Source organism: Streptomyces sp. FH025 (genome assembly GCF_017427025.1).
Lineage (GTDB): Bacteria > Actinomycetota > Actinomycetes > Streptomycetales > Streptomycetaceae > Kitasatospora.
This window is the reverse complement of sequence record NZ_JAFLNG010000220.1, coordinates 1-10,796: the sequence shown is the minus strand read 5'-3', so window position 1 is coordinate 10,796 and position 10,796 is coordinate 1. Positions and strand designations below refer to the sequence as shown.

Sequence of the window (10,796 nt, the reverse complement as noted above, 5' to 3'; positions counted from 1 at the left end):
GCTACCCGGCGTGACCGGATGGCGAACACTCCGGCGCTCGACACGCTCACCCCGACGGAGCGCGACGGGCCGTACACGCCCGACCGCGGCGCGCGTGCCGCCCGACCGCGCGGCCGCCGAACGGGCGACGGGCACACCCCGACCCACCGCCCGAGCGTGCCCCGCCGGAAGTCAACAGCCGCCCCCGAGTGAGGAGTTACCGAAATCCGGCACTCCACCGAAAAGGAACGAACCCCGCACGGCGGGACTCGACGGACCCTACAGGGAACGCCGAGAATGGGATGACCCCGGAACACCCACCGAGCCCCGACATACGGGCGCGACGGCAACCAAAAGTCGATCTTGACACCCTGTCGGGCTTCTGATTCCATGACCGCCGACCTTCGCCATGACGCTCCGAGGGAGTGACAAGGAGTGACATCGTGCTCCTGTACGGGGGAGACAGCGTCGAGCAGCTGCACCGCGCCGTATCCGAGCGATTCGCACCGCACCAGCTGACCGTGCTGGGCGACCAGCGGCTGAACGCCCGATTCAGCTGCATCCACGAGGGCGCCGTCTCGCTCTACGAACTCGGCTACGGCGCCGACGTCCGCGTCCACCCCGGAGAACTCCCCGACTTCTACAACATCCAACTGCCGGTCTCCGGTACGGGCACCGTCACGGTGAACGGCGCTCCCCTACCGCCCGAGCCGAGCGTCATCGGCCCCGGGGCCTCGGTCTCGATGACCTGGAACGCGGCGGCGTTTAACCGGATCCTGGTCATTCCGAGCCGATCGCTCGAACTCGACCTGGAGGCACGGCTGGGCGACTCCCCCGGAACACCGCCAAGGTTCAATCCCGTCCTCGACAGCCGCAACCCCGCGGTGCGGGCCTGGCTCGAACTCGCCCGGGCCTTCCACGACTTCGCGGTCTCCCCGCTCGCCCCCCGATCCCCGCTGGCGCTGGGGCACTTCGAGCGGCTCCTGATCGACGGCCTGCTGGACGCCCAGCCGCACACGCGGAGCGACGCGCTGTCGGGCCGTGGCCCGACGCCCCTGTCCACCGCCGTCCGCCGGGCCGCGGCCTTCTGCGAGGAGCACGCGCACGAGGCGATCTCGGTGGCCGACATCGCCCGCGGCGCCCGGGTCAGCCTCCACAGCCTGCGGGCGGGCTTCCGGGGCCAGTTGAACACCACTCCCCTGGCGTTCCTGCGCCGGGTGCGGCTCGACAACGCCCACCGCGACCTGCTCGCCGTCGCGGAGGGCCGCTCCAGCGACACGGTGACCGACATCGCCTGCCGCTGGGGGTTCACCCACCTCGGCCGGTTCAGCGCCCACTACCGGGAGGCCTACGGCAGGCCGCCGTCCGAAACGCTGCGCCGCGCGTCCTGAGCGCCTCCCTCCCGGGAGGGAATCCGATCGGGCATCGACCAGCCACATCGTCCGACGGTTCCGATGCGAAGTGGATGGTCCCGCCAAGGCGGTTCGGGAAGGCCGAACCGCCGATCCACCACCTCATCACCGCGCCCCCGGCCTCCCCCTCGCTCAGCTCACGTAGGTGTACGTCACGGGCGCACTGGTGCCGCCTGCCGTCGTCACGGTGACCTCGACCGGCCCGGCCCCGTCGGTCGCCGGCGCGGTGGCCGTGCACAGCTGCGGACCGCAGGAGGAGCGGCTGGCCGGAACGCCGCCGAAGGCGACCGTGCCGGAGGCCAACTCGTCGCCCGTGACGATGATCTGGGTACCGCCCGCGACCGGGCCGGACGGCGTGTTCAGCCCGGACAGCACGGGCGCCGACGGGAGCGCCGGCGGAGCCCCGACGTAGTCGAAGGGCGTCGGGACGTGGAGCGTGCCGCCCGTCCCGACCACCGCGACGGCGGCGCTGCCCGAGCCGCCCGGGGTGGTCACCGTGCAGGCGGTGTCGGTGCAGGTCCCGGGCGCCGGGACGCCGCCGATCAGCACCATGGCGCCGGCCATGCCGTGGCCGGTGAGGGTCACCGGCGTGCCGCCCGTGCCCGGTCCGGTGGTGGCGCTCACCCCGTCGACGTAGGGGAGCGAGCCGATGGTCGGCGGCAGCGGGCCGAGCCCGAACAGGTACGTGGAGACGTGCCCGGTGGGGATCAGGTCGTTCGCGTTCGCCACCGTCGCCGTGATCGCGCCGGTGATCGGGCCGGTCCCCGCCGCATGGACGTGGATCTTCATGAACTCGTCGGTGCCGGGGCGGCGGTTGCCCTGGAGCACGGCCTCCAGGTGGCGGCCGTCGGGCGAGACGGTCTGGGTGAAGGTGTAGTCGTACGGCGTGGAGTAGAACATCGCGCCGTCGGTGGTGACCCCCGGCGGCAGGTCGACGCTGAAGTGGGTGGGCCCGGTGAGGTCCTCCTGGCCGATCGACCTCCAGCTCACCGAGAACACGCCGTCCCGGTTCTGCTCGGTGGGGTAGTTCCCGGCCTGGGTCAGCACGACCCGCTGACGCATGACGGTCGGGCCGTCAACGGACGCCGCTGAGGCGGCGGGCGTCGTGGCGGCGGTGGTCACGGCGGCGGTGGTCACGGACAGGACTGCGGCGAGGCCGACTCCGGCCAGTCGAATGAGCGTAGGCATACGAAAATTTTCGCGACCATCGATCACACGGGCAGCCAATCTCCTGAACCAGCAGCACAATTGGCGCGATCCAGCGCCCACCCGGCCGGTCCGCCGCCGAAACGGCGCGGTCGGCTGCTCCGTCCGGATGCTGTCGGCGCGGCCACCGCCCCGTGCTGTTCGTCTACCGACCGGTACGCGTGTGCAATGACCGTGCCGCTCGCGTCCGGCACCTCCCGGCGTCATGCGCCGACCGGCACCCCATGTCCGCACCCATCCGCCGGAGTTGGCACCCACCCATGCGTTCGTTCAGACTCATCGCCCTGCCCATCGCCGCCGTCCTGCCGCTCACCGTCGTGGCCACGGCCGGCACCGCCGTCGCCGCACCGGCCTCCCACCGGGCCCTCCCCACCGACTGCGACAGCCTCAAACCGACGGCCGACCCCGCTGTCTACTACTGCGGTCTGCCGGAACTCGGCCCGACCAAGTTGCCGACCGGGGAGGTGGGGAAACTGCTGACGAACTACCACCGCTTCGGCGGCCTGGAGCCGGCCCAGTTCCTCAGCCTGTACCGCAACGGCACCAGCTGGATCTACCCCGGCAACAACGGCTTCGCGGAGAGCGAAGGCAAGATCGACATGCAGAAGCAGCAGACCGTCGTGAACAAGTACCTGGACCGCTTCGGCGGCGAAGGAGGCGGCTACCTCGCGCCCGGCGGAACGCCCTACGCCCAACGAGCAATTCCCACGGACTCGCTCAACGACGCCGCGACGAAGTACCACTGCTACCAGGTGACCAAGAGCTTCCCCGTCCAGCAGGGCCACATCGCCGCCTTCTTCAACCAGCCCGGGTACGGCATCCAGCAGTGGCTCGACCCCGCACTCAAGCCGACCGACTTCGGCGCGGACAGTTACAACGTCGCCGGCCTCATCAAGCACAACTACCTGAAGCCGATCACCGACGTCAGCAAGTGCGTCAACAACAAGGGCGCCGTCTGACCGCCACTCACGCCCGGAGGCCCTCGACCACCCCGGCACGGTGGCCGAGGGCCTCCGGCCGTACGGTCGACGCGGAATCGACGGACCCGCGAACAGCGGGCCGCTCCATGACCGATGCTCAAAGGCATGCAGGCAAACTCATCCCTCAGGAACCTCCCCCTGGCGCTGTCCTCGCCGCTGCGCCGCCCCCGGCCGCTGCCGCTCCTGGTCACGGAGCAGCTGACGAGTTCGGTGGGGCGCCAAGTCACCGCCCTGGCACTCCCGTTGCTGGCCATCGTCCATCTGGGCGCCGGGCCGCTGGGCGCCTCCGCCCTCATGGCGATGACCTACCTGCCGGGTGTGCTGCTGAGTCCGCTGATCGGTGTCGCCGTCGACCGGGCGCGGCCGCGCCGCCTGCTGGTGACCGTGTCCTGGCTCCAGGTCCCCGCCATCGGCAGCGTGCCGCTCGCGGCCGCGCTGGGCGGGCCGACCTGGCCGCATCTGTTCGCCGCGGCCGCCCTCTCCGGCGCCCTGAGCTCCGCCCAGAGCGTCGCGTCGCAGTCCTGCCTGCCCCGCGCGGTGCCCGCGGAGCGCCTCCTGCCGGCCAACTCCTCGCTCACCGGGGCCCGGACCGTCGGCCTCATCAGCGGCCCGGCGCTCGGCGGCATCCTGATCGGCGTCGTCGACCCGGCCCCGGCACTGCTGGTGGAGTGCGCCGCCTACGCCGTCGGCGGGGCCCTGTTCCTCGCACTGCCGGCCTCGCTGAACCGGACCGCGGAGGGTGCGGGCGCGGGTGCGAGGTCCCGGATCGAGGCCCTGCGGGAGGGGCTGGCGGTGATCCGACGCGAGACGCTGCTGCGCCGCCAGGCCCTGGCGGCGGCCGGACTCAACCTGGGCGGGGGCGCCGGCAGCAGCCTGTTCGTCCTGTACGCCGACCGGGAGTTGGGGCTGCCGTCGTGGCAGCTCGGCACGGTCTACGCCGCGTACGCCGTCGGCATGGGGGCGGGCGTGCTCGCCGCGACCTCCGTCACCCGGGCGCTGGGCATGGCCCGGGCGATCCGGGTGTGCGCGGTGGGCGCGGGCGCGGCGCTCTTCCTCATCCCGGCGGCCTCCCTGGGGCCGGCCTTCCCGGTGCTGGTGCTGTACCAGGTGCTGTTCGGGCTGCTGGCCACGGTGTGGTCGATCGCCATGACCACCGGACGGCAGCTCGTCACCCCCGCCCACCTCCTGGGCCGCGTCAACGCCTTCCTCCAGGCGGTGTTGACCGCCACCGTGCCCGTCGGCGCCTTCGTCGGCGGGTGGCTCGCCTCACGGGTCGGCATCGTGCCGGTGCTGACCGGGGCGGCGGCCGTCGCCCTGGCGGGCGCGAGCAGTCTCTGGTTCCCCCGCGACATGCTCGCCGGGGTCGAACGGGCGGCGCGGGCGTCCTAGCGCTCCGGCGGGCCCGCGGCCTCACGGTCGACCCCGGCGATCACGTCGACGACTCACAGCCGACGACTCACACCAGCAAGAGGCCCCCGCACCGCTCGGCGCCGTCCTTCATCGCGATGAGGTTCGCCACGACGTAGGAGATGTTGTTCCGTGAGTGCCATTCGGTCGGGAAGTAGGTGACCAGCCGCGAACTCTGGAACCGGGCCCGGATCTCCGGGACGAAGGCCCGGTACTGGTCGTCCGTGTAGTACCAGAAGGAGTTCTCGTTGTAGAAGGCGACATGGGTCGGGTCCTGGTACGCGCCCCGGCCGTCCGAACTGGGCGTCATGGTGAGGAGCATCCCACCGGGGGCCAGCAGCCGGTACAGCTCGTTGATCAGCGGGACCTTCTCGGGCACGTGCTCCAGGAAGTCCACCGCCCGGAGCAGGCCGACCGAGTCGTCCGGGAGGTCCAGGCGCCCCGGCAGGGTCGCGACGAGGTCGACGCCCTCTCCGGGGTACTGGTCCACCCCCAGGTAGCCCGGAGGCTTGCGGTGCGCCGCGCCGAGGTCCAGGGCGAGCAGGCCGCGGCGCTTCGTCCAGGCGAGCGCGTTGGCCTCGATGTACCTGTCGTACAGCGCGACGGTCTCACGCTGGATGTGCGCGTTCACCTCCGTGTCCCGCTGCGTGTTCCCCGGGTGCATCCGCTGCAGGTACAGGCAGCGCCGGATCTGGTGGAAGTCCCCGGCCTGGAAGAGACGGCACATCAGGTCCTGGTCGTCGAGCACGGTGCGCGTGGCGTCGTACCCGCCCACCTGCTCGTAGACCCGTCTGCGGAACGCCCGCACGTGGTTGGGCGCGTACCAGATGTAGGAGACGTTGTGCGGTGTCGGCGCCATCGCGACCACCTGGAGCAGTCGGCGGCCGTCGACCTCCACCTCCTCGTACCGCCAACCGTGCTCCTCGTTGAAGCGCGAGTCGTCCCGGCCGCCGTCCTCGGTGATCTGGGCGGTGTGGCTGTACACGAACACCGCTTCGGGGTGCTCGTCGAAGGCCTTCGCCAGCTCCGCCAGGCAGTCGCGGGCCAGCAGGTCGTCGTGGTCGAGCTCGACGAGGATCTCGCCCTCCGCCAGCTCGCAGGCCCGGCGCTTCGCCGCCCCGACGCCCCTGATCCCGTCGTTGACCTCCACCCTGATGCGGTCATCGGGATGCTCGGGCCGCCATCGCGCGCCGTTGTTGAGCACCACGATCCACTCCCAGTCCGAGCGGCTCTGCGCCTTGAGCGTGGCGAGGCACTCGTCGAGGTAGCGCGGTTGGTGGCTGGGAGTGAAGACGGAGAACTTCGGTGTGGCGAGCGACGTCGTCATCGGTTGGCACCTGCCTGAGTGGCTGTCGGTTCGGTGGTCGGAGCCGTGCGCACGGAGTCCCGGAACTCCTCCGGGACGAGGGGCCGTAGCGACGGGTCGGTCCGGACGGCGGTCCGGAAGGACTCCTCGGCCTCACCGCGGCGTCCCTGCTTCGCCAGGTCGTAGCCGAGGTTCAGATGCGCGGTGGCGGCTTTCGGGTCCGCGGCGACGATCCTCCGCAGGATCGAGACGGCCTGGTCGATATCGCCCGGTCCGAGCAGGATCGCCTTGTTGAAGAGCGCCGGCTGGTAGGCGGGGTCGGCCTTCAGAGCACCGTCGTAGGCGGTGAGGGCCTCGGCGGAGCGGTTGTTCTGCTGGGCGATGACACCGAGGTTGTACCACGCCAGCTTGTTGCCGGGATCCAGCTCCAGGACCTGGCGGAAGATGCTCTCCGCCACGTCGTAGTTCTTCAACTCGCCCTGTTCGATCCCTGCTTGGAGCAGCACCTCCCCACGTGAGGGGACGCCGGGAGAGGACCGCGCCGATCCCCCCGAATCCGACGAGACCGCGCCGGTGGAGTCCGCTGCGGACAGGTGGAGCCAGCTCCCCACCGCCGCGACGGCCACCGTCCCGGCCAGGCCCTTCCACAACCATCTTCGGTTCACAGAACCTCCACCTCGCCGATCCGATGATGCGGCTCACTCGGCCCGTGGAAGTCGGAACCGAGTGAGCCGGGCGGCGGTCCGCAGACCGAGAATCCGGGCACCGCCGATTTCTCATGAGAGGAAGGTGAGCGCCTAGGGGGCGCACACCGCGAACGCGGTGACCTCGGTGAGCGGCAGCACGAGGGTGTTGACCTGCCAACCGGTGGCCGGAGTAGTGGCCGAACCGCCGACCGGGAGGCTGGAGGCGATGTCGGCGGAGAGCCCCTGGAAGCCACCGCCGACCGCGAACTTGCCGGCCGGGCAGGTCGCCGTGGCGGTACCGATGCCGCTCGCCGTGATGACCACGCTCTGCGCTCCGGAGGCCGGCCCCTGGGCGCCCTGGGTGCCCTGGAAGCCCTGCGCTCCCTGGACACCCTGGGTGCCCTGAGCGCCCTGAGCGCCGGTGTCGCCTTGGAAGCCCTGCGGACCTTGGGTGCCTTGGGTGCCTTGGGTGCCCTGGAAGCCTTGAGCGCCCTGAACGCCGGTCGTGCCCTGGTTGCCCTGCGAGCCCTGAGCACCCGTCGCACCCTGGTTGCCCTGCGGACCCTGAACGCCCGTCGTACCCTGAGTGCCCTGCGACCCCTGAACACCCGTCGCGCCTGTCGCGCCCTGGTTGCCCTGCGGACCCTGAGCGCCGGTCGTGCCCTGGTTGCCCTGGGAGCCCTGAGCACCCGTCGCGCCCTGGTTGCCCTGCGGACCCTGAGCGCCCGTCGTGCCCTGAGTGCCCTGCGAGCCCTGAGCACCTTGAGTACCCGCAGCGCCCTGAGCACCCGTCGCACCCTGAGCACCGGTGGCACCCTGGGCACCAGTAGCGCCCGGATCGCCCTGCGAACCCTGGTTGCCCTGAGCACCCTGAGCACCCGCAGCACCCTGAGCACCGGTGGCGCCCGGGCTACCTTGCGAACCCTGGTTGCCCTGGAAACCCTGAGCACCCGCAGCACCCTGAGCACCCTGAGCACCCGTCGCACCCTGCGCACCGGTGGCACCCTGAGCACCGGTGGCGCCCGGGTCGCCCTGCGAACCCTGGTTGCCCTGGAAACCCTGCGCACCCTGAGCACCCTGGACGCCGGTGGCGCCCGGGCTACCTTGCGAACCCTGGTTGCCCTGGTTGCCCTGGAAACCCTGCGCACCCTGAGTGCCCGCAGCACCCTGAGCACCCGTCGCACCCTGAGCACCGGTGGCGCCCTGATTGCCCTGTGACCCCTGGGTGCCCTGGGTGCCCTGGGTGCCCTGCGGGCCCTGAGCGCCCGTAGCACCCTGCGGACCCTGAGGCCCCTGCGTGCCCTGGCCGCCGTGGCCACCATGGTGGTGGTGGCCATCGTCCCCCCAGTTCCAGTTCCATTCCCAGGAATCTTCGTCCCCGTCAGAGTCTGCCGTCCGGGCCACGCGATGGCCGAGGTCGGAGCTCACAGCACCGTTCGGGCCCGGAACGTTCGCGTGGTCGGTACTGACGGAACGCGTGATCGCGTCGGCCAGGGCCGCCGTGGTCGACGCCAGATTGACGGTCGCGGCCAGCGCCACCGCGGTCGACAGCATGGTGATGGATCTGACACGGGATCTTCGAAGCGAGTTCTTCTTCATGGAGGAATCCTTCTGAGAGGCGAGGCGTGAACACCCTCGTGCAGAAAGACCTGTGGGTGTACGTAGGTGTGCCTCGACGGTCGCGTTCCACTCCCGCCTGCCGAACATCACCCACCCGGCCCCGGCCCGTCGGAAGAGCCTGATCCGAATACCCGTCACCTCGGGAAACCCGTTCGGCCACGGATGGCGGCGGCCACGGGCCGTCCGGGTCAGGACGGTCAGGGGGTGAGCTCGTCGACCGGGGACGCGCCGTTCGGCGGACCGTGCAGGAGCTGGAGCCGGGCGTACCCGGGGCTGCTCGCGAGCAGTTCCTCGTGGGTACCGAGTCCGGCGACCCGGCCGTGTTCGAGGAAGACGATCTGGCTCGCGTCGCGGACGCTGAGCAGGTTGTGCGAGATGACGATCGTCGTGCGGCCGCTCATCAACAGGCGCAGGGGCCGGAGGATGCGCTCGCCGGATTCGGCGTCGAGGCCGGTGGTGGGTTCGTCGAGGATCAGGAGGGGTGCGTCGCGGATCATCGCGCGGGCGATGGCGAGGCGCTGGCGTTGTCCTCCGGAGAGGAGCCGGCCGCGCTGGCCCACGACGGTGTCGTATCCCTCCGGGAGCCCGGTGACGAAGTCGTGGGCGTCGGCGGCGCGGGCGGCCGCGATGATCTCCCGCTCGGTGGCGCCCGGGCGGCCGAAGGCGATGTTCTCGCGAACGGTGCCGTGCAGGACGAGGGTCTCCTGGAGGACGACCGCGACGTGGTCGCGCAGGTCGCTGAGCCCGATGCCGCGCAGGTCGTGCCCGTCCAGGCGGATGGCGCCCTGGTCGGGGTCGTAGAAGCGCAGCAGCAGTTTCGCGACGGTGGACTTTCCGGCGCCGCTCGTCCCGACCAGTGCCACGGTCTCGCCTGGGGCCGCCGTGAAGGAGACGCCCGAGAGCGCCGACCGGGTCGTCTCCGGGTAGCGGAAGTGGACGCCGTCGAATTCGACGGCTCCTTCGACGTGCCGCAGCCGGTGGGGCTGGGCGACCTCGGTGACCTGGGGGCGCTGGTCGAGCAGCTCGACGATCCGCTCGGCGCCGGCGGAGGCGGCGAAGAAGGTGTTGCTGAGCTCCGACATGCCCTGGATCGGGGAGTAGAGCCTGCTCAGCAGGGTGAGGAAGACCATCAGCCCGCCCAGGGTGAGCCGGCCCTGGGTGAGTTCCCAGGTCCCCAGGCCCATGACGACCAACGCGCCGATCAGCTCGATGACGTCCACGATCGGTCCGAAGGTCGCGCCGATCCGGGTCGACACCATGGTCGCCCGGTAGCGGCCGAGGCTCTCGCGCTGGAACCTTTCCTGCCCCCACCGCTGGCGGTTGTACGCCTGCACGAGCGCGATGTTGCCGAAGGCCTCCTCGGCGGTCGCGCTGATCGATCCGCTGCGCCGGCGCCGTTCGCGTGAGGCGGCCTTGATCGGGCCGGCGAAGCGCCGGGCGGTGAACCAGAAGAGCGGGGCGATGACCAGGGCCAGCAGGGTCAGGTCCCACCGCAGGTAGAAGAGGAGTCCGAGGTAGAGAACCAGTTGCACCACGTGCGAGAGGGCGGTGGCGATGCCGGAGAGCAGGAACGTCTCGACGGCTTCGACGTCGCCGGTCACGCGGCTCAGGATGTCACCGAGCTTCCGGCGTTCGAAGAACCCGAGGGACAGTCCCTGGACGTGGCGGAACACGTCGAACCGCAGGTTGAGCAGGAACCGTTCGCTCACCCACGTCGAGATGACCTCGTCGGCGAAGCCGATGACGCCGGAGACCAGCGTGAGCCCGACGAAGGCGAGCGCGATCGGCAGGAAGAGCTGCAGGTTGCGGGGGACGAGCATGTCGTCGATCACGATCTTGAACAGCCAGATCTCGGCGGTGTCGACCACCGGCCCCAGCACGATCATGAAGGAGATCACGATGAGCCACCGCCGGCGACCGCGCGTGTACGGCCAGAACCGCCGGAACAGCTCCCGCATCGGGACCGGCGGTGCGGCCTCGACGATCTCGTCGGAATCCTGGGAGACGGTCACCAGGCGCCGCATCGCCGTCCGCATGGAGCGAATCGTGGTCATCACCCCTCGTCGTCCACCCCGGAATCGTCGTCCACCCCGGAACGAGCCATAGCCGGGCGCGAAGCCCGGCTATGGCCGGATCAACAGGATCGACTAGTAGCGTCCGCCACGGCCTCCGCCGTAGCCCCCGCCACGGCCGCCGTAAC

Annotated in this window: 11 protein-coding genes; 6 read left to right on the top strand and 5 right to left on the bottom strand. The window is 70.9% G+C overall.

Annotated features, from left to right (window positions below; translation table 11 throughout):
- Together J0670_RS17560 and J0670_RS17555 are read left to right on the top strand one after the other, a co-directional pair.
- The coding region (locus J0670_RS17560; RefSeq protein ID WP_207812545.1) for a hypothetical protein at nt 1–192 on the top strand (192 nt) is incomplete at its 5' end.
- Between the two features lie 230 nt (nt 193–422).
- A complete protein-coding gene (locus tag J0670_RS17555) occupies nt 423–1,370 on the top strand; it encodes an AraC family transcriptional regulator (protein ID WP_307806564.1) in 948 nt (315 codons plus the stop codon).
- A gap of 153 nt (nt 1,371–1,523) precedes the next feature.
- Here J0670_RS17555 and J0670_RS17550 read toward each other — a convergent pair whose 3' ends face one another.
- The gene (locus J0670_RS17550; protein WP_207812543.1) at nt 1,524–2,579 is read right to left on the bottom strand and encodes an IPT/TIG domain-containing protein; all 1,056 of its coding nucleotides are present in this window, start codon (nt 2,577–2,579) and stop codon (nt 1,524–1,526) included.
- Between the two features lie 278 nt (nt 2,580–2,857).
- Here J0670_RS17550 and J0670_RS17545 point away from each other — a divergent pair, with 278 nt between their 5' ends.
- Together J0670_RS17545 and J0670_RS17540 are read left to right on the top strand one after the other, a co-directional pair.
- The gene (locus J0670_RS17545; protein ID WP_207812542.1) at nt 2,858–3,556 is read left to right on the top strand and encodes a TNT domain-containing protein; all 699 of its coding nucleotides are present in this window, start codon (nt 2,858–2,860) and stop codon (nt 3,554–3,556) included.
- 126 nt (nt 3,557–3,682) lie between these two features.
- Nucleotides 3,683–4,966, top strand: coding sequence for an MFS transporter (locus tag J0670_RS17540; protein WP_207812541.1), 1,284 nt, complete (start codon nt 3,683–3,685; stop codon nt 4,964–4,966).
- A 67-nt stretch (nt 4,967–5,033) separates the two neighbouring features.
- On the opposite strand, the gene J0670_RS17535 is transcribed toward J0670_RS17540, so the two are convergent.
- The 3 genes from J0670_RS17535 to J0670_RS39260 form a co-directional block, all read right to left on the bottom strand.
- Nucleotides 5,034–6,311 carry a glycosyltransferase gene (locus J0670_RS17535; RefSeq protein WP_207812540.1) on the bottom strand — a complete coding sequence of 426 codons (1,278 nt, stop codon included), beginning with the start codon at nt 6,309–6,311 and terminating at the stop codon, nt 5,034–5,036.
- Nucleotides 6,308–6,796, bottom strand: coding sequence for a tetratricopeptide repeat protein (locus tag J0670_RS17530; protein ID WP_207812539.1), 489 nt, complete (start codon nt 6,794–6,796; stop codon nt 6,308–6,310). Before J0670_RS17530 ends, J0670_RS17535 begins: the two co-directional genes overlap by 4 nt.
- A gap of 291 nt (nt 6,797–7,087) precedes the next feature.
- Nucleotides 7,088–7,300, bottom strand: a complete 213-nt coding sequence (locus J0670_RS39260; protein WP_243437156.1) for a hypothetical protein — start codon at nt 7,298–7,300, stop codon at nt 7,088–7,090.
- A 159-nt stretch (nt 7,301–7,459) separates the two neighbouring features.
- Between J0670_RS39260 and J0670_RS39255 the strand changes: the two genes are divergently transcribed.
- Both J0670_RS39255 and J0670_RS17510 read left to right on the top strand, forming a co-directional pair.
- The gene (locus J0670_RS39255; protein WP_243437155.1) at nt 7,460–8,194 is read left to right on the top strand and encodes a hypothetical protein; all 735 of its coding nucleotides are present in this window, start codon (nt 7,460–7,462) and stop codon (nt 8,192–8,194) included.
- Between the two features lie 259 nt (nt 8,195–8,453).
- Nucleotides 8,454–8,591, top strand: a complete 138-nt coding sequence (locus tag J0670_RS17510; protein ID WP_207812548.1) for a hypothetical protein — start codon at nt 8,454–8,456, stop codon at nt 8,589–8,591.
- Nucleotides 8,592–8,793: 202 nt separating this feature from the next.
- Here J0670_RS17510 and J0670_RS17505 read toward each other — a convergent pair whose 3' ends face one another.
- Nucleotides 8,794–10,650 carry an ABC transporter ATP-binding protein gene (locus J0670_RS17505; protein WP_243437154.1) on the bottom strand — a complete coding sequence of 619 codons (1,857 nt, stop codon included), beginning with the start codon at nt 10,648–10,650 and terminating at the stop codon, nt 8,794–8,796.
- Nucleotides 10,651–10,796 lie beyond the last annotated feature (146 nt).